Raw genomic sequence first — 18,774 nt, forward strand, 5'->3', positions numbered from 1 at the left:
GAAGAACTCCACCACGATCCGGCCATGACCGGCGACCAAGCCTTCGGCGTGGTCGCGTTGCCACCGGCACGACGACGCCTGATCCTGAAAGTCGACGGTGGACATCCGTCCGTAGAACGCGAAGCGCAGTCCATCCGCGGCCGGGGCGAACCGTTGTGGCCGTAGCTTCCGCTGCCCGGCGGCCCAGGACGAAAGAGTGCTCCGTCCCGGTTCTGCCGTCGCCCTCGTCGCCATAGGACCTCCACGAGCGGTGGGTCTACCCCGTCCTGGTTCCCACGTCCAGAGTATGGGGAGCGGTTGGCCCATGCAGCTCTGTCACTCTTTCGGGTGGCATCGGCGGCCTCCGGCCGGCCGGGTGACGGACATTGATCGAGGCGCGATCCGACGGCCAGCCCAGCTACTCAATGAGGGGTGCGCCGGGACGGCGTAGCGTGACAACCGAGCCGACCGTCAGCACGTTACGTGCTGCTTCAGCAACGACTTCGAGGTGCAGGGCGTGCCGTGCCGGGTGACCCGGTCGAGACCTTCGTGCGGGTGAGCCCGGACGGGCCGGAAGGGCCGCGCCCCTCGGACCGGGACTCGTATCCGCTCGCCCGGCAGGTTCACCAACTTCGCGCCCAAGGGTTGATGCCCGACCCAGACTGATCTGACTGGTGTACTCCGTGCCGTGCATCATCCACAGTCGGGCTGGCAGCCATTCGGCTGACGTCGCTGTGGATTCGCTGCACGTCGACTCATGTCGTGATCGTGAGCTCACAGTTCTGCTCGCAGCCGGGTCGAGTGCACTCGTCGACCCGGGCGAGAGTGCGCCTGCGCGGGAACCAACGCCGCCGTCACTCAACGCATCCCCGCTACCTGATTCGGCGACTGACTGCTCAGCCGGCCGGGGTGCTTCGCAGCCGTTGGTCCTGCGGATGGGTATGATTTTCGGCAAGTGCCACCCCTCGGGTGGCGTCTGACCCTCTGGTCAATGCTTGCGGCGAAGTCCGGTGCCGACGACCGGACGAGCCATTTATACAGAAGACCAGACGGAACACGAGCGAATACGCAGCGGCACCTACACAGCGCGTGGTCAGAGCAAAATAAGGCGTCTGCTAAGTCGGAGCAGGACCTCAGCCAACAGGCCAAATTGGTGGCCGAGCTGAGTCCTGTGTGGCTCCAGCTCGGCGAGAGCTAGGAGAACCTTGTGGATTTCGGATTCATTCAAAACCTGCCGCCGCGGACTGTCCTCATCATCGTCGGCACACCCGTGGCCGGAGTTGTGGCCGGAATGATCATCTTTGCCGTCGTGCTTCTAAGCTCTGAGTCGGAGCATCGGGCGGACATGATCAGGGCGGCAGGTGGGGCCTTCCGCCCCCGTCGGTAACAGCCGGCGTGCACTACATGTAGCGGGGTATGGTCAGTCTCAGTCACCCGCTGGCTGCTCCGTGATCTCCGTGAAGTCCGCCGGCTCCTGGCACCGCGTCCGCCATCACTGTCGTGGGCTCGGCCGATCATCCGGTGACATGGGCGTGTGCTATCGGGCATTCTGTGCCACATGCTCCTGGTTCTGGCCCAGCCGCCCGTGTCTTCGGATACTGGCTGGACGCAGTGGGTCCCCGTGGCGTCGGCGGCCGTGGCACTGCTGGCGTTGCTGGTCGCACTGTCCAACCGCAACACCTCGCGGCGCGCCCTGACGTTATCGATGCAGCAAGAGGAGCGCCGGGCGGCCCGACTGGATGTCACTCTTGCCGACTCGGCATCGTGGCGCCGTTCAGGCGCCTCACGCTGGGTCGGTATCAAGATCGTGGCAGTCAACCCCACCGACCGCGATGCGGCTATCGTCGGCGCTGAGCTGCACATCGCCTATACGTTGCCGACCGGGCACGCGATGACGGTCAAGGTCAGTCACCGGACTACCGGAGACGATTTTCCGGGCAACGTGACGGCGCTAGACCTGCCTGTGCGTCTGGAGTCCAACGGCGCGGTCGCCGGGTGGCTGACCTTCGAACTACCCGCCGGCCTGTTCCCACACGATGCCGGCATCCAGCGTTACGACGCGGTCTTGCAGGACAGCCGCGGTATAGCCGTGACAGTCAGCGCATCCGTCCTGCGGGAGGTGGAGCATGATCAAACGTCGGACGACCAAGCGGCCGACGAGACGAGCGGTAGATCCCACTGACATCGTGCCCGTCGTCGCGGACGGGTCGATTGCGGGTCCGGCCGCTGACGGCCGGATGGTGCCGTTGGTCATTATCGACACCACCAGCCGGCCTGACCTCGACGAACTGGTCCGCCTGCACAGCCATCTCTCACCCGGCGACGTCACGTATCGGTGGGGGCAGGCTGAGCGCAATAAGGACCTGGTCTCTCTGTCGCTGTGGTTCGTTCGCCCGATCGAGGCCCGGGCGGTACTGATGTTCAGCATCGAGGGTGAGGGCATCATCGTCGACAATGCCCTCAACAGCCGCGCTATCTACTTGCAGCCCGGCCGCCCGGATGACCGCCTGAAGCACGACCCGCACCGGCCGAAGATCCTCATCGAAATTCCTGACGACGACTTCCGGGAACAGTGGGAGGACGTCGCGGTGCGGCGCCTGGCCAAGGTGATCCGCCGTAGGTCACCAATACCCCGGGAAGAGGCGCGCCGGCTGGCCGTACAGTGGCTGGCTCAGTCGCGTGAGATCAGCGGCTTTCGGTTGCCAACGTGAGTCTCCCCGTGGGGCTTGGTTCGACTTGCCCCAGCGGCGCGCCTGTACGAGGCTGGTCCAGGTATCTTCGCTCCTTTGCAAGGGCGGGTAAGCCGCGCGCACCTGTCAGGTCACTTGCTCGTAGAGCACCCCGTGCTTGCTCCGCATGAGGGCTTCGATCGACGCGGCGAGGTTGGTGTCGTGCACCAGTAGTCCCAACTCGATGTTGGTGTTCTCTGCGCTATAGGAGAAGTTCGCGCTGGTCAGTAGCGTGATTACGCGGTCAACGACGATGAACTTGGCGTGACTCACCAGCGGATGGTGGCCTCCGGGCGGGGTTAGCGTCCGGAGTACGGTCGCCTTCGGCAGATGGGCCGCGACGGCTGCCGGGGAGCCGGCGTGGGCGTCGAGGTACACCGTGACGCTCAGGCCGGGGCGACGTGCGGCGTTCTTGAGGGCAGTCCACATGCCCGAGTGCGGCGTGAAGTTGAAGCTGGAGCAGACGATCGACATGCGTGCGTCGTCGATGATGCGCTGAGCTTCGCTGGTGAGACGGCCGGTCGTGGCTTCGACGCCGGGCATGGTCCAGACGGGGGAGATGGCGGTCCGGACGGATCGTGCGCCGGCGATGGCCTGGAGTACGGCGACTGAGTTGTCCCGGTGCTCCGGACCGAGTTCGGCCGCGAGGAGTAGGCGCTTCGCCTCGCCGCGGCGGGCGGCGTGTACTTCTTTCAGTGCCTGGCCAGAGGTGCCGCCGGCTTGTAGGACGGTGGCGAGTCGTTGTGCCTCGTAGGCGGTCAGGAAGGCGCCGAGCGCCGTGTAGGGGTCAGTAGACATCGATGGTGCCGAAGAAGCCGGGGACCCGTTCGTCGTCGATGGTCGGCAGAGTGAGCAGGAATCTGCGGTCGAGGAATCGGTTGGCCCGTTCGCAGGAGGTTTCCGAGGCGAAGCTGCAGCAGTGGCAGGCCGCGCCGTGCAGGAAGTCCTCGCCGTGTCGTGGTGTGCGATGCCCGCAGACGGGGTCGGAGGAGCAGCGGGCTGCTCTGCGCAGCGCGTCGAGCAGGAGCCCGTGCAGCCGTTCCGGCTGACTGAGCGCGACCAGTCCACCGAGGGTGCCCTCGCTGTCGGAGGCCGTGGTGCAGATAAGCAGTCCAGCGGCGGCGGGCCGGTCGGGGATGGCAGGCCAGGCGTAGACGCGTTCGCTGAGGCTGGCAGCGCCGTAACCGCAAGACATCGCCATCTCACGGATGAGGATGTGCGCCAGGCTGTGGATCAGCCAGTAGCGCGGGGCGGGGAAGCGGGTGTCGGGGTCGATCTGGGCGGCGGTAGCGGAGAAGCGCCGGGAGAAGTTGTGCCGATGGGCTTCACGGTGCGCCCGCCAGAGCGCTGTGGGCAGGATCTGCGCTTCCCAGGCGGCGACGGCGGTCTCGTCCAGTTGCAGGAAGATGCCTTCGCCGCGGTCCTCTGTGGCCGGCACCCAGGTGGGTCTGCCGTCCCGGGTGAGCTTGACGAGCCGGCTCGCGAGGTCGTTGACCCGGTCCATCTCGTCGATGCGGGTGAAGCCGATCACCGCGTTGACCTTCTTCATCCGGTTCACGGCGATGACCCGGTGCACCTGCTTCGGGAGGTCGGCGGCCGTGGGCATCTCGGTGACCATCAGCCCGCTGGAGTCCTGCTGCTGCGCGAACAGGCTCGGCTTCTGCAGGTAGTCCCACTCCGGCACAAGCAGCTCGACCGGGTCCCAATCGCGTAGCCTCTCCCGCCGCTCCTCCTCCGACGGTGGTGGCGCGAGCGCCTCAGCCGCCGCTGCGGTCAGCTGCTCGTCGGTGACTCCGGCAATGTCGCACTTGTGCGCGACGAGCAGCGAACGAAGCACCTTCGGCACGGCCGCGTAGTCGGCCAGTTCCTCGGGAGTCAGGTGTGTGCGGAGTTTCGTGGCGAGCGCGGTCTGCTTCTGCTCCTCGCTGCGGGGCATGACGATGATCGACTGGGTCGAGGCGAACCACAGGTTGGACGCGCCCATCATCATCAGCGAGGTGTCCAGCCCGCACTTGGGATCGAAGGCATTCAGGTGCGGATGCCGGCCCCGGCAGGTCGGCAGCTTCCGCTTGCCGGCCTCGCCCTGAGCCTCGCCCATGCCGCGCCGCTGTTGGCAGCGTTCGCAGGTGATGACCGCGCCCGCTCCCTGTCCGATGTTGCTGTCGTGCAGTTTCAGGTCCGGGTGCGGGGCGGCGGGGCAGGTTCTGCCGCGGTGCACCCACAGCGCGTACGGGAACTCGTCGAGGTGGCCGTTGGCGCAGGCGAGCAGGTAACGGGCGGGCACCGCCGGGCTGCGCCTGGCCTTCCCCTTCGTGGGAGCCGTGACCTTTCCCTTCGCCGCACCCGCAAACGTACGGCCGGGACAACTTGCGTGTTCGAAGGTCGCCAAGTCGGGCCGGAACGGGTGGGTGTTGGTGTAGCTGAACCGCGACAGCGGCCCGAGGTAGTCGCAGCCGGTGCACCGCAGCCACTGCGGGAACACCCGCGCGGGGATGCCGAGGTCGGAGCCCTCTTGCGACATTGCGCGGGCCTTCGGCTGCCACGGGAACGGCCGCAGCTGCTGCACGCGCGACCCAAGGTGAAGCTGGACCACCTTGAGCAGCCGTGGCTCTTCGATCGTCTGCACGGTGGGACGCCGCCGCCAGATCGGCTCCCAATCGTCGAGGCCGGCCGGCATGATCGAGAACTGCGGCAGGTCCATGATCGAGCCGACACCGTAGGTGTAGAGCAGCGACGACGGGCGGGCCGAGCCAACCTTGGCCCGGTTCTTGACGTTCGCCTGCTCACTGTCGGCCAGCGGGTCCAACAGCTGCGCAGACTCGAAGATCATCTGCCCCTCGTCGTCCGTCACTCGTCTTCTCCTCCTTCGGGCAGCTCCCACGACGGCGCGTCATCGGGCTCGACGACGAACAGCCGCTCGGTTATGGGGCTGACCAGTAGGTTGATCTCCGGCTGGACCTCCCGCATCGAGTGCGCGACGATGAACGGCGCGCGGTCCGGCTGACCCTGGTGGGCCTTTGCGTTCTCCGGGCTGATCAGCAACGGCAGGTAGCTGTCGTTGTCGCCGGTGCGCTCATACACCAGGGTCTTGCTAAGTTTCCCGGCGTACTTTCCCCGAGCGTTCCACTGGTCCAGGCGGTTGATCAGCCGCTGGTGCGCCTGCGCCATCAGGTCGTCCAGCTGGGCCGCCGGCCTGATTCGGGCATAGAGCCGATCGACCAGTGCGGTGAGAGCGTCCTGTTCGTCACGGACCCGCCACGCGGCCCGCTCCGGCGACAGCCCGTCGTCGCGGTGCGCCTGCAGCACCCGAGCCGCGCTGACCAGCACCCCGTCAATGCCCCGGTCCAGAGCCGTCGGCGAGAACGGGGTAACCGACAGCGCCTCCACCTGCGCGTAAAACGTCTCGTGGTAGTGCCGGAACTGCTCGTAGTGGGCCAGGTCGCGGGGCCGCGCCCAGTTCCCGAGCGCCACGACCAGACCGGGTCGGCCGCAGTCCTCACCCGGACGGCCGACGTCGCGGCCCACCCGTGAGGACGCCTGGATGTACTCGGCGGTGTTCTTCGGCTGCCCCACCACCAGCATCAGCCCGAGCCGCTGCACGTCGACCCCGACCTGCAGCATCGAAGTGGCCAGCACCACGTCGAACGGGTCGGCCTTCGGCCGCTCCATCCGCCCGCCGGCCTCCTGCTGTTCGAGCCGCTTCCGCATCGCCGTGGTCGTGGCGTAGTCGGGGTCGAACTCCAGAGCCAGGTTGTCCAGCGTGCGTCCGATGTCGACTGAGGCGATGCGGGAGGTCAGCTCGCCGGTGACCAGGCGCCCGTACGAGCCGAGCCGCCGTGGGAAACCCGATCCGGGGCGGGGCTGCCGGACCCGGTTCTGCACGTCGTCGGCCATGTAGCGGGCCATACCGGCCAATTCACGGGTCGCGTTGAAGTAGCCCACCAACGTCATGTACGGATCGGCGGCAGACCCACTGCGGTCGAACAGCAACTGCCCGGCGAGCAGCAACACCTCGGCGACCCGGATCTCCGCGCTCGACAGCCGCACTCCCTGCGCGCTCACCCCGATGTAGCGCCGGCCCGGGGTAGTCGGCCCGATCGGCAGCTCCTGTGAGAAGTACGTGTCCGCCACATCCAAGACCTGCGGCGGGAAGATTTGGACGCCGCGCCCGTACAGCCCTCGTACCTGCTCGTCGGCGCGGCGCACGGTGGCCGTCGACGCCACGATCATCGGCCGGACCGGCTTGCCGTCGGCGGTCTCCCACGACGCGAGGGTCTCGACGGCCACCTCGAACAGCCCCACGGCGGTGCCCAGCGCCCCGGTGATCAGGTGCAGCTCATCCTGAATGATCAGATCCGGCGGCCGGAGTCGTCCCACCGGGCGTACGGTCGCGGCGGGCAGGCCCGCCACGGCCTGATGTTGGGTCGTGATGCTGCAACCGGCGTAGTCCGGGTGCACGTAACCGTGCCAGCCGCAGTATCTGCTGACATAGCCGAGCAGCGACGCCGCCTCACCCTCGCGCGCTAGCCGAGCGAACTTGTCGACCGTCGCGATCACGAAGGCCGGCGGCATCCGGTAGATCTCCTCGTCCACCGTCAGCATCGGCAGGCCCTCATCCACCTGACCGCCCTTGGCGAACGGGCACTGCCCCATATCGTCGCCGCAGAAGACCAGCACCCGCCGATTCGTCTTGACCGGCTTCACGTTTGCGGCGCCGATCAAGCTGCCGCACCACGGGCACCGCTGCACCTGCAACACCGTCAACCGGTGCCCGCCGTACGCGTTGGCCTTGCGCAGCTGCTCGTCCGCCTCGTCCCACCGCTTTGGGCTCACGTCGGTGCCGACCCACAACCCGATCCGGAACGGCTTACTACCCCAGGTTGCTTCGTCCCGGCGGCGAACCAACTCCGCCGCACACACCAGCGTGGTGGCCCGCTGGAACTGCTGCGCGGTGAGCAGCCGCAACGTGTACCGCATCAACACGGCCACCCCGTCACGCCCGTCTAACGGGCCATCGGAGGACGCCACCACCTGCTGCCGGCGCCGGATCGCGAACGTGTACGCCGCCAGACCCAGGTACGCCTCGGTCTTGCCACCACCGGTTGGGAAGAACAACAACTCCACCCGCGACAGCTCACCGCTGCGCGCCGCCGCAGTGGGGTCGGTCAGCGCCGGCAGCTGCATGATGATGAACGCCAGCTGGAATGGCCGCCACGACGACGGCTTCTCCCGCTCGTCGGCCTCAACCTGACCGCGGGCGTCGTCGAACGACAGGCTCGGGTCGGAGCTACGCAACGCCCCGATCCGGGAGTGGACCCGCTGGTCCCGCATGACCTCGTTCATGAACCGGAAGCACGCGAACGCTTCCGGATCAGCCACCACGTGCGCCAGACCGTCCGCCAGCCGCTGCTCTGCCGCGCGTGCCTCGTCCACGACTTCCTCGGCCAGGTCCCGCAGATGCTCGGGGAGCTGTGCCGCCTTCGCGGCCTCAGCGTCGAGCCAGGTCCGGTAACCATCCACCAGCGGGGCGAGCCCGTCACGAACCTGTTCAGGGCTGGCCTTGGCCAGCGCGTCCATGGACAGCACTGCGCCCATGACCGACCGTGCCTGCGTCTGCGGTGTCTCCGCGACCGGCAGCCAGGTCGTCCACACCGCCGTCGCCCGCCGTGCTCCCGGCTCCGCCCGCCAGTCCACCGAGCAGGTCCGCCCGACCGCGAACTCCAGCCGGTTGCGGTACTGCAGGTGCAACCGGCGCATTTCGTCGTCGTGCTCCGGCCACTCCTGCTCCATCACGTCGCGCACCGGCAGGAACACCGCGGCATCGTCCGCGTCGACGTGCAGCTTCGTCTGGAACAGCCATTCGTGCACCGGGATCGTCGGCGGCGTCTCCCGGTCATTGACCAGCGCGATCTCGATCAACCGCCGACCGAACCGTGCGTCATCGTAGGCGTCGATCCGGAGACAGACCTGCCCGGTCAGCAGCCGCGTGTACGTTCGCCCCGGCGTCAGTTCGGCTACCGCGATTTTCTCGACGATCCCGACCGGCGTCCGCCGATACCGCCGCACCGCACGGCCCCGCTTGTCGACCTCACCGGTCTTCACACTCTCGTAGGTGCCCCAAGACACGGTAACCGTGAACTCCGCCAGATCGTTCGGCACCTGGAACCGCAACCCCATCGACGACGGAATCATCAGCCCCTGCCGCGGAGCCTTGTCGTCGGCGTCATCCTCCTCACCCTCGACGTCGGTGCCGTCGGCGGACTCGGCCGGAATCCCACGCTGGGCATGAAAACCTGCCGCATCGCACCGGATGCCCACCAGGCCATACTCGTCCTCAGAGCCGGCCGCATCAGCATCGGGCTCGGTCAGCTTCACCGGCGCAATATGCCCCACCAGGTACAGCTGACGCGGGCTCACTGTCAACAGCTCATCCGGACCACCCGATGGCCCGAGCAGCTCACGCTCCAGGATGTCGACCAGGTTTTCCCGAACCGTGTACGACGTGTCGTCAGGCTCGTGCGCGAGCTGAAAACCCGGCGCCGAGTCGGTCACAGCAGCGCCTCCTGGCCGTCGTGGACCGCCGGCTTTCGCTGGCGGGCAGTCGCCTTCTTCGCCGCCTTCGGCCGCTGCGCCGCCGCGCGGCGCAGGTTCTCCGCGAGCAACCGGTCCAAGATCTCCACCCGCGCCGCCGGACTCACCGTCCACCGCGTCATCTGACGGTACGTGTGGAAGCCATGCTCCAGCGGCACCTCCGACCAGTCGTACGCCGCCATCACCGCCTCGTCCACCTTGACGTGAATTTGTCGCAACCGGGCCACGTCCGGGTCTTCGGCATCTGCCAGCCCCGGGTCATTGACCAGGTTGTAGAGCTTGGTCAAACCCAGTTCGCGCCGCAGCATGATCTCGCGCCGCTCGACATCCAGTACCCGGCCCACTTTCTCCAACCGATCCGTCGACTCCGGGCGGGGAAACGTCATGAACACATCGGATGGTGAATAGTTCACATCCGCCCGCATCGTGGAGCCATACTTGACCGCCCACATTTGATGCAGACTCGACGACAACACCCCCTGATCGGCTGGCGAGTCGGTCGCGAACACGGCTAGCTTGTGGCTGAAGACCTGCCCAGTGGGCACCCGCACAGGCATGACCGACTTGCTGACCAATGCAATGACCAGCACCTCGTCCAGTCCGGCGATCGCACTCCGCATTCCTGGACAGTTCTCGCCAAACCGCCACCAGCGCTCCCGGTAGGGCTTCTTCTTGTTTAGCGCTCGCTCGGGAAAAACGAGTTCCTCAATCCTTTCGAAGGCGATGGGGAAGGCCGATGCTTCGTTGATAGATCGTTCGTTGAAGTCGATGACCCAGCGCGAGGCGGAGCAGTCGGGGCGTGAATTGAGATCCTCGCCGTTGAGGTAGGGGAACAGCACCTCACGGTTCCGGTCGTCCTCGGCGATCCACGCGTGAGCTTCGTCGGGCTCCAGCACAAATCCCATGCCGAGCACGATGCAGCCGATGAAGGCGAAGTTCTCGTTCTCGGCGAGCCGGGCCGGGGTGCCGTCGACCTGTCCGGCGGGTTCCAGCAGCGTGGAGATGCGTGACACCGTGATCCCGTCAGCCACCCGATCGGCTGCATCGGAGACCGGGCCGCGGCTGCCCCAAACTGCCGCATACTCCAGGTTGGCGCTTGCCGACGGCCACGAGGCGCTCTGCACCGCACGCGTGATCGTTACCCCGTCGGCAACGATGCGGTCGAGACCGACCTCACGGCTGTCACCCTGCGCGATGGTGTTCGTGCCGATCAACCCGAACGTCCCGGCCGGCCGCAGCAGCGCGACCGCGCGTAGCAGGAAGTACGCGACGAGGTCGGCGCTGCCCCGGGCGCCTCCGGCGACCTGGTGGACGAACCAGTCGCGGACATTCGTGCCTAGCGCGCCGGTGAGCTTCTTGCCGCCCAGAAAGGGTGGGTTACCGATGACGGCATCGAAGCCGCCATGATCGACCACCACGTCCGGGACTTCGAGCACCCAGTGCAGCGGCTGCCAGCGTTCGTAGTCCGTCGCGACAACCGGGGTCAGCCCCTCTTCCAAGATCGAGTCAAGACACACGCGATTGCCGACTGTGCCGTCGGCCGGCATCGCGGCGGTCACCGCCTCGGCCAGGTTCTCGTACGCTTCGTCCAGGGCTTTGCCGGGTTTGCCGCCGAGGCGGAGCCCGGCGGCGATCACCCCGTCGGCCACCTGGCGGAGCTGGGCGGTCAGCTCGCGCGAGCGGTTGAGTTGGCGACGTTTTGCGGTAGCGCTGCGCATGGGGTCGTGTTCGCGTACTGCGCTGGCGAGGTCTCGGCGGATATCGACGGCCCGCCGGATGGTGCCATCCACGTCCTGGGCCGTCAGTCTGGCCTGCTGATGGGTGGGCGCCTCGATGTGCAGGGTGCGGAGCTGGCGTAGGTCGGTGAGGCCGAGCAGGGAGTTACCGTGCAAGATCTTGTCGTCGACGAAGGAGAACGGTAGGTCGCGGTCGAGCGAGACCAGCCAGAGCGACAGCTTGCACATCTCGACGGCCATCGCGTTGATGTCGGCGCCGTACAGGCACCGGGCGACGACTTCACGGATCGCGTGTTGGCCGAGGTCGTGCCGCTTGGCGTTGGCGGGGTCCTCGTCGATCCATGCCTCGACGAGGCGGGCGGCAAGATAGCGGGCGGCGGCGACCAGGAATGCGCCGGAGCCGGCGGCGATGTCGGCCACCTTGAGGTTGAGAATCTCGTCCGAGCCGCGCAGTCTCCAGGCGCCGCTGCTCTCGGGGACCTGGTGCGGTCCGGGGGAGTAGCAGAGCGGTTCGAGGGCGTGCTGGACGACGTCCTCGGCAAGTGACTTCGGGGTGTAGTGGGCACCAGCGTTGCGCCGTGACGGCGTCTCGGTAACCACAAGGCCGCCGTCCAGGACGATGGTGGGGCGGTCGCGCAGGTCGGGCCGGGTGATGGTGGCCCAGGGGAGGAGGCGTGCGCGCAGGTCGTCGTCATCGGTCACCGCGCGCAGCATGCGGTCGGCGTCGTCGCCGGGCCTGGTCGCGAGTCGCTTCGCCAAGGCGTTCGCGCTCGGCGGGGTGGCAGCGGGCTGGTTCTCCTTGAGCCAGGCGATGAGCGCGGTGGCTAGTTTCGCCGGAGTCGCGCTGGCGTTGGCGAGCTGCTCCAGCACGGTCAGCGGAATCTCCGGCTCGGCTCCGGTTGCGCCGACGATGCCGACGTGGGTGTCGCCGGTGACCCGGGTGCAGGAGTAGCCGAGCAGCCCTTCGTAGATGTAGCCGATCTGTTCCACGTCGACGTCACGGAACGAGATTCGGCGGGCGTCGCCGCCCTTGAGCTGGGCGACCTGCACCGAGCGCAGGACGTGCAGCATGACCCGGTCGGAAACGGGCATGGCGAGGGTGCCGTTGTCGTTCGAGGCGGTCAGGAACGGGTACCGCTCCGGGTCGAACAGCGATCCGCCGTACGCGGGCATGCGCATGTTCTCGAACGAAGCGCCGCGGTAGAGGGCCTGGCTGGTGGCAAGCAACCGGTGCCAGGTCAGATAGGTGCTGTCCAGCGATTCCTCGCCGTCGCGCAGCCGGCGCTGTTCCAGGTCGTCGAGTTCACCGCTGATGCCGTACCCCTGCAGGAAGAGCTCGCTCTGCGGCAGCAGGCCGCGCTCCTCGGCGAAGAGCAGGAAGACGACACGCATCATGACCGTGACGGCCGCAGAGTAGGTGTCGTGTGGGTCGTCCGGGAGCGGATTGCGTAGGCCGCGCCTGTGGTGGTCGGCGGCGGTCTCGGCGAACGCCTGGATCAGCAGCTCGACGGCGCGGCGGACCTGGGCGCCGAGAGCCTCGGTGATCTCCTCGGCGGCGGCGACGGACTCCTCGAACAGCCTGGGGAGCCGCTCGTTGGGGTCACCGCCGATTATGTACTGCCGGGCGATGACAGTAAGGAATGCGTTGCGGGTCAGCGGCTCCTCGACCCAGGTCTGGGCGTCGACGATGCTGGAGGCGACCATCGCGTCCGGCCGGGCGCAGACTAGCGCCCACCAGCGGCCGTCGGTGACGATGCCGATCGAGATGCCGGCGCCGCGCAGCATCGCTTCCATCCGGTCGATGGCGGTGGCGGCCCAGCCGTCGGTGCCGGTGGAGTGCAGGCTGTCGCACTTGTCGACCACGCCGACCAGCGCGCCGATGCCATCGGGCCCGGACAGCGCGGCCTGCGGGTTGACGGTGACCCGCCTGTCCGGTGAGTGCGCCGTCACCCCGGGCGCGCAGTCGGGACCCCAGGCCAGCGAGGTACGCCATCCGACGACGTCCCGGAGGACGGTCTGCACCCAGATGTCGCGGATCTCGGCGTACTTGGCCTGAACGGTCTCGTCGGCCGGGTCGATGTCGAGTGCTTCCCAGGCGTGGTCGAACGCCGGCCTGGCCTCGCGGAGGACGTCGAGGCGTTCGGGGCCCAGGGCGGGGATGCCCTGCGGCCACACCCGCTTCAGCGGCGGGATCGCCAGGAACGGGCCGTCTGTCTCGACCAGTTCAAGCCACGCCCGGTGCAGCTCGGTGGCCGTCTTCGGACGGAAGGTACGGGCGGTCCGCATCAGCGTGAACCTCCTCGCTGGGCGTCGGCCGGGGTGAGCGCGAACACCACCGCCGCAGCGGTGGTGTGTGGTTTGACGTCGCGGTACCGCTCGGTGATCGCCGCGATCTCCCGCTGCTCCTCGTCGCCGAGCTCGTCCAGGCGACGGCGCATCGTTTCGATGTCGCGGCGGCGCTGCCGCTGCTGGTCGTCGGGGAAGAGGGCCAGTTGGTCCTGCATCTCGGCGCTGGTGAGCTGGTCCAGCGACTCGTTCAGGTTGCTGCGGAACGCGGCGAAGATCTCCCGCGCCCGGTTGACGTCGGCCTGCTCGCGTTTAGCGAGCTGGTCGCTGACCCGCTGATGGCGAGACTCGGCGCGGCGCGTCATCGAGTCGAGCAGCCGGGACCGCAGCGGGGACTCCGGCTCGTTCCACTCGCTGGCCAGGTCGGCGCGGACGTCCGCAGCGGCCAGCGTCAGCCTGCCGGCGTCGAGGGCCTGGTCGAGCAGTTGCTCGGCGCGTTCCTCGGCGATAGCACGGCGGCCCCGCAGGCGTACGCCGGCGAGGAAGATCTCCTCGTGCAGGCGTAGCCCGCCCCGGCCGACCAGCACCATCCGGGTGACGGCCGCGACGAAGGACTCCTCCAGCCCATCCACCACGACCGCCGTGACTCGGTGCAACGGCGCGTCCGCGCTCCACAGCGACCGTCGCAGCAACCGCTGAGCCTTCTTCACCAGCGGATGACCCAGGTGGACGTAGACCAAGTCCTTCCGCCCTGCCGCGGCCTTGTCGTCGAACGTGATCGGCCGCAATACACCCGGCTCGGAGCGGGTGTCCAGGCCCTTCAACGTCGACTGCCAGGCTGGGCCGAGCGGCGGCACGGCGAACACGGCTGCGTCGGTCCGGTCGTCGCCGGCCACCATCAGGGGCGGCTGGTGGCTGATCCGCAGCGCGGTGTCGACGACCCGCCGCAGATTCTCCGGCTCCAGGTGCAGCTCCGCCCGACTGTCGGCGTAGCCCTTCTCCAACTGAGTCAACCTGCTGTTCAGGTCCAACCCGCCAGCCAACGCCTTGTTGATCACAGCGTTGCCGTCGAGCGCGCCCTTCTTGCGCCGTCCCGTTGAGGAGCGGGTGAAGTGGTCCTGGATCTCCTCGGCGATGACCTGGTTGACCGACCCGAGGTCACGCGCGACCGTCACGACCTTGCGGGCGATCCGGCCCATGAACTCCATGTCAGCGGCGTACAGCGTCGCCGAGCGGTCCGGGGAGAAATGGAACACCAGCGGAGTCTGCTGCTGCCCGTACCGGTCGATCCGGCCGATGCGCTGCTCCAACCGTGACGGGTTGAACGGGATGTCCAGGTTGATCAGCCGGTGGCAGTGGTCCTGGAGGTCGATGCCTTCACCGGCTGCGTCGGTGGCCAGCAGCACCCGCACGAGGTTCTTTGCCGACGGCTCGGTGGTGAAGTGCTCGCGGATCAGCTCGCGCTCGTCGGTCGGCGTCTGCCCCTGGATGACCTCCAGCACGTCGCCGTAGCCCTGCTGCACCAGCACCCGGTGTACCCACTCCAGGGTGTGGGCGTACTCGGTGAACACCACGATGCGCTCGTTTGACCAGAACCCGCCCGGTCGGCAGATCGCATCCAGGGCGGTAATCAGCTCGTCAAGGCGAGAGTCGGGTCGACTTACGAAGCTCAGCCCCCACTCGGCCAGTCGCTCTAACTCGCCTGGCGCGGCGGCGACCAGCGGGTCGGTGGCCTTGCTATGCCGCAGGGCCGTCGCCTCGTCCTGTTCCCAGAGGCCTTCCTCCTCGTCAGCCTGCCCCTCGCCGAGGATGTCGTCGTAGTCCCAGTCCGTCGGCGCCTGGCCCACCGACCGCGCGGCGAGGTACGACTGCAAGGTCATGCCGAACGCCCACGGGCTCGACAAGAACCGCTTCTTGAACAGCATCGCGGTGATGTCACCGGACTCACCGGTCCCGTTCGCCTTCGCGCTTTCGGTGAGAATCCGATCCAGCAGAGCGAACATCTCCTGCTCGTCGGCGCGCGGTGTGAACGGGATGACCCGTAGCTCCCGAGGGCGGAAACCCTTCTCCGGCAGGTCCGACTTCAACCGCCGAACCGTCACCTCCCGCAACGCCCGCTCGTCCAGCAGCGCACCACGGCTGAACCGGCGCGAATCGACCATCTCCAACAGCGCCGTGAACGACTCCGGATGCCCGTTGTGTGGAGTGGCGCTGAGAAACAGACGGTGCTCACACTTGTCCGCCAGATCCCGGACCGCGAGCGTGCGCTGCGTGTCAACGGCGTAGCCGCGCCCACCACCGATCGTCGACGGGCTGGCCGGCGCCACGTGGTGCGCCTCGTCCACGATCAGGATGTCAAACGCGTACCGCCGAGCGCTCTTCGTGCTCGCCGTCTGCGCGTACACGTCACGCAGCATCCGCTGTGCTCGCACCTGCGGCAGCCACGCCATGCTCACGATCACCCGGGGATAGAGCTGGAACGGGTTCGCGTGCAGGCCGTAGCGGCGCCGTACCTCCCGCATCATCTCGCTGTTGATGATCGTGAAATCCAGACCGAACTTGTCCCGCATCTCGTCTTGCCACTTCAGAGACAAGCTTGGCGGGCACACCACGATCGCGGTACGCGCCCGGTGCCGCAGCAGCAGCTCCTGCACCACCAGGCCGGCCTCAATGGTCTTGCCCAGGCCGACATCGTCGGCCAGCAGCAGGTTCGTCCGGGGCGAGGACAGCGCCCGGCGCAGCGGCTCCAGTTGGTAAGCCTCCACCGCCACACCGCTGTGGAACGGCGCCTGCACGCTACGGTCGTCCGCCGAAGTCACCGCGCCCCAGCGCATCGCGTCGACGAACCCGGCGAGGGTGTTCGGGTCATCGAAGGCTTCCGGGTTGATCTGCGTCGGCAGTCCCTGAGCGGGCGTGACCGTGTGTCCGACCTCCAGCTCCCAGACGACCGTCAGCTCCTCGCCCAGCCGGTCCTCGTCGAGCGCCTGAAGCGTCACCGCGTGGTTCAGCGAGGCTACGGCTTCGTCCGCCGGGCTGCGGGGCAGGCCCTGCTGCTGTATCCGGGCTACCGCCCACGTGGAGCCACGGACCTCGACGACCCGTCCAAGCTGAAGAGCTGGACGAATATCGGCTGTTGGCGGGAGGGCCGGCTTGGCGGTCGAGGGGGCCATGAAGCGACCCTAGTGGACACGAGAGTGGCACATGTTCCTGTGCCTGTCGGGATGCAGACTGGGTCGACGTACGTCCTAGCTGTACTGATAGAGGCTAAAGGACAGGGTCCGTATCGCGCTGCGGTGTCACCTCGGACAGAGCTGAGCCGGGACGGCCTCCTGTTCGGAGGATGCCAGGTCAGGAGGCATCCGGGCTCAGGGGGTCACTTCAGCTCGGCAACTCCCGCTGGCGTGGTGACTCCCAGACACAGGCAGAGCGTGGGGTGGTCGGCTCACCCGGGGCGATGCCGCAGGTTGGTAGCCTGCCGGCACTGTAGCTCGACCTGTAAGGGTAGGCAGAGTGACTACCGCCGAGAAGGTAGACGTGACCTCCGTACCGAGAACTTCTCTGAGTGCGCTTGAGCGGCCGTGGGCTTTCACCCAGGAGCGTCCTTTTGGGACGAGAGAATTCATCAGGGAGGCCAAGCGACGGGGCCTAGACCTCGATCTTGCCGGTCTTCGGGAGCTGTACCGGACCGGTATTCTCGCCCCGTTTATCGAGATAATGTCGCGTCAAGTCGGCGAGCCCATCGAGATGCTGCCCGACATTGTGGGCTACAGCTCGCTCGTAGCTTCGCTCCGCGATGCCGCCAGGAAGGGTTGCGTCCGCGACCCTGGCGTCGCACCCTATCGTCGCCACACGCACTTCAAGCAGCCACGAAATGCCTCACGCTACTGGGATAATGGACTCCTCTACTCGCGCTACCAGCTATTGCTGCTCTCGGATATCGACGCGCTGTGGACGCGCCGCCGGCTGGTGCGGCATTCCGGCGGCTCGGTCATTCGGATACCGAAGGCTTCCGCATCGCTGGTCAACAAGGCGCGTCATCTGAGGAACCTGTCGATCGTTCTATCCGCACTGGAGGCGCGGTACCTCCCTAAGATCGAGCCCGAATGGATTCGAGTTCGGAACTCCGAGATCGAGGACTGGGAGCAGTACCGAAAGTCGTTCGATCCGGCACAGTTCGCCGACGCCTTCAACTACCCGCCCGAGCACGCCCAAGCGGACGCGGAACAGCTGTTGAGGAGGGCAGAGTACATCGATCCCTTGGGGCCGGACTGGGGATCGCTTGCTCGGCGTGCGCCGAACCGAGCCCGTGACAAGCTGTCTGGTGCGGCGTTACGGGCCATGGACTGCCGCGAGGCCGCCGAAATTCTGCTGTTGTACTACGAGGACATGGCCAGCCGTGGCGGTGCAGAGCCACTGCCGACGATCCTCCCGTTCGAACCTGACCCGCTCCGAGCACGGTTGAGCGCGCGTCGGCAGAGCCTCGATGAAGATCTTCAGAGTCTAGGGCTGTCGCCCCATCCTCGCGTAGTACTCATCATCGAGGGCGAGACCGAAGAGGAACTCTTTCCACTTGCGCGCGGCCGCAGCGGTCTTTCCGATGCGCCCGAACTTGTCAGATTCCTTACCCTGCGCGGAATAAAGGGAGATCTCACCAAGGTTGCGGCGCTGGCCGCGACACCACTGGTCGGAGAGCGACACGGAGATACCTGGTCGCTCATCAAACCACCGACTACCTTGCTCATCGCGGTAGACCCGGAGGAGTCTTACTCCAACCCTGTTGGCATCGCCAAGGAGCGGGGCAAGATCATCAAGGAAGTTGCACGCGTTCTCGCCGCCCAGGGCGTAACGGTCCATCCTGACGACTTGGAGGAACTTGTCCATGTCAGGACGTGGGACGAGCGTTGCTTCGAGTTCGCGCATTTCGACAACGACGAACTGGCAGACGCGGTTATCCGCTTGGAGTCCACCATCAACGGTCTGACCCGCGAAGACCTGCTCAAGGACATCGAGAAGAAGCGGGTCGGGTGGCTAAACATCGACAAAGTCTGGGAGAGGTGGAAGACACAGCCGAGCAAGCGCGCGCTTGGTCGAGAGCTGTGGCCCGTTCTCGCTGCCAAGATCGATGATCGCCGGACCGATCACAGCGCGCCGATGCCACCGATCGTTGACGTACTGATCGAAGCTGATCACCTCGCGAGGCGCTGGCAGTACAGGTCCCCCGTGCTCCGGGCTGCGAGCCCGCCGTGAGACGCGCCGCAAGGGGCCTTCAGGCCCGAGGAGAAAACGGCGGACCAACGCCAACCGGTGGCGGGACGTAGGGGAGTGGGTGGCACTGGCACTCAAGGTGCTCCCCTACGCCGTCGGCTTGGCGGTAACGCTGGTCGGAAACGGGTGCGGGCCCAACTGACCGACCGTCAGTTGAGCCCACACCAGTCGGGAAGGGCCCTCGCCTC

The 18,774-nt window shown here is 67.1% G+C and carries 8 protein-coding genes and 1 pseudogene; 4 read left to right on the top strand and 5 right to left on the bottom strand.

What is annotated here, in order from left to right; translation table 11 throughout:
* Nucleotides 1-472: 472 nt before the first annotated feature.
* The 3 genes and pseudogenes from ACZ6NZ_RS05325 to ACZ6NZ_RS05335 form a co-directional block, all read left to right on the top strand.
* Nucleotides 473-645: pseudogene (locus tag ACZ6NZ_RS05325) on the top strand (DUF5954 family protein); the annotation flags it as partial.
* A gap of 892 nt (nt 646-1,537) precedes the next feature.
* A complete protein-coding gene (locus ACZ6NZ_RS05330; RefSeq protein ID WP_465855970.1) occupies nt 1,538-2,161 on the top strand; it encodes a hypothetical protein in 624 nt (207 codons plus the stop codon).
* Nucleotides 2,162-2,165: 4 nt separating this feature from the next.
* Complete coding sequence (locus tag ACZ6NZ_RS05335) at nt 2,166-2,690, top strand: hypothetical protein (protein WP_465855972.1); 525 nt, start codon at nt 2,166-2,168, stop codon at nt 2,688-2,690.
* A 105-nt stretch (nt 2,691-2,795) separates the two neighbouring features.
* Here the strand turns inward: ACZ6NZ_RS05335 and drmC are convergent, their stop codons facing one another.
* The 5 genes from drmC to drmD all read right to left on the bottom strand — a co-directional run bounded on the left by drmC (nt 2,796) and on the right by drmD (nt 16,491).
* A complete protein-coding gene (gene drmC / locus ACZ6NZ_RS05340; protein WP_465855974.1) occupies nt 2,796-3,506 on the bottom strand; it encodes a DISARM system phospholipase D-like protein DrmC in 711 nt (236 codons plus the stop codon).
* Nucleotides 3,496-5,559, bottom strand: coding sequence for a DrmB family protein (drmB, locus tag ACZ6NZ_RS05345; RefSeq protein ID WP_465855976.1), 2,064 nt, complete (start codon nt 5,557-5,559; stop codon nt 3,496-3,498). Before drmB ends, drmC begins: the two co-directional genes overlap by 11 nt.
* Entirely contained in the window at nt 5,556-9,260 is a 3,705-nt protein-coding gene (gene drmA / locus ACZ6NZ_RS05350) for a DISARM system helicase DrmA (protein WP_465855978.1), read from the bottom strand. The genes drmB and drmA overlap by 4 nt, the downstream gene beginning before the upstream one ends.
* Nucleotides 9,257-12,985 (bottom strand): Eco57I restriction-modification methylase domain-containing protein, encoded by a 3,729-nt coding sequence (locus tag ACZ6NZ_RS05355; protein WP_465855980.1) that lies wholly within the window; start codon nt 12,983-12,985, stop codon nt 9,257-9,259. Before ACZ6NZ_RS05355 ends, drmA begins: the two co-directional genes overlap by 4 nt.
* 335 nt (nt 12,986-13,320) lie before the next feature.
* A complete protein-coding gene (drmD, locus tag ACZ6NZ_RS05360; protein WP_465855982.1) occupies nt 13,321-16,491 on the bottom strand; it encodes a DISARM system SNF2-like helicase DrmD in 3,171 nt (1,056 codons plus the stop codon).
* A gap of 340 nt (nt 16,492-16,831) precedes the next feature.
* Here drmD and ACZ6NZ_RS05365 point away from each other — a divergent pair, with 340 nt between their 5' ends.
* Complete coding sequence (locus tag ACZ6NZ_RS05365) at nt 16,832-18,568, top strand: hypothetical protein (protein ID WP_465855984.1); 1,737 nt, start codon at nt 16,832-16,834, stop codon at nt 18,566-18,568.
* Nucleotides 18,569-18,774: the final 206 nt, after the last annotated feature.

The organism is Micromonospora sp. NPDC047756 (assembly GCF_055587245.1).

Excerpts from the sequence above, each read along its gene's own strand:
- ACZ6NZ_RS05330 (WP_465855970.1), top strand. The coding sequence starts at position 1,538 with ATGCTCCTGGTTCTGGCCCAGCCGCCCGTGTCTTCGGATACTGGCTGG.
- drmC (WP_465855974.1), bottom strand. The coding sequence starts at position 3,506 with ATGTCTACTGACCCCTACACGGCGCTCGGCGCCTTCCTGACCGCCTAC.
- drmD (WP_465855982.1), bottom strand. The coding sequence starts at position 16,491 with ATGGCCCCCTCGACCGCCAAGCCGGCCCTCCCGCCAACAGCCGATATT.